This window comes from Vibrio sp. 1288 (genome assembly GCF_033344475.1).
The window spans coordinates 1-679 of the sequence record NZ_JAWPOX010000574.1; the positions used below are offsets into that span (position 1 = coordinate 1).

1 protein-coding gene is annotated in these 679 nt (G+C 48.0%); it reads left to right on the forward strand.

The genetic code is table 11. The features are described 5' to 3' along the window. On the forward strand, positions 1 to 679 hold a 679-nt coding region (locus tag R8O11_RS28115), incomplete at both ends, for a phosphate/phosphite/phosphonate ABC transporter substrate-binding protein (protein ID WP_318194985.1).

The following is a 679-nucleotide window of genomic DNA, read 5'->3' on the forward strand; positions in this document are numbered from 1 at the left end:
TGTTCACCTTCTGTCGTTGCTCAACCTTCCATTGTTTTTGGTGTGGTGCCACAACAATCGGCCACCAAATTAGTTCAACAATGGCAACCATTACTGCAACGTTGGGGCGAGCTTGCCGGAGTTGAAATCAAATTTGCTACTGCGCGTGATATTCCTACTTTTGAAGCCCGTTTAATGGCTGGAGAATATGACATCGCGTACATGAATCCTTATCACTTTACGTTGGTGAATCAAACTCCGGGTTATACGGCGTTAGCAAGAGCGAAGAACAAGCGTATCACAGGCATTATTGTGGCGAGAAAAGGGCAGTCAGTTACTCTTGATGATCTGCAAGAGGAGACGATTGCTTTTCCGGCTCCGCGCGCGTTTGCGGCTTCCATCATCACGCAATCTGAACTAGAACAGAAAGGCATCAAATTTACGCCCAAATATGTGGGCTCGCACGATTCGGTCTATTTAGGTGTTCTGAAAGGTTTGTATGTCGCTGGTGGTGGCGTGAAGCGTACCTTTGAGAGCTTGCCGAGTGAAACCAAAGAACAACTGAGCGTGATTTGTACAACCGCAGGTTATACCCCCCATGCCATTGCAGTCTCGAATGAGGTAGATGAAGAGATGGCTTTGGCATTGCGAGCGGCGATCTCACAACTCAATGAGGATCCCAAAGCACAGGAGAGCTTCG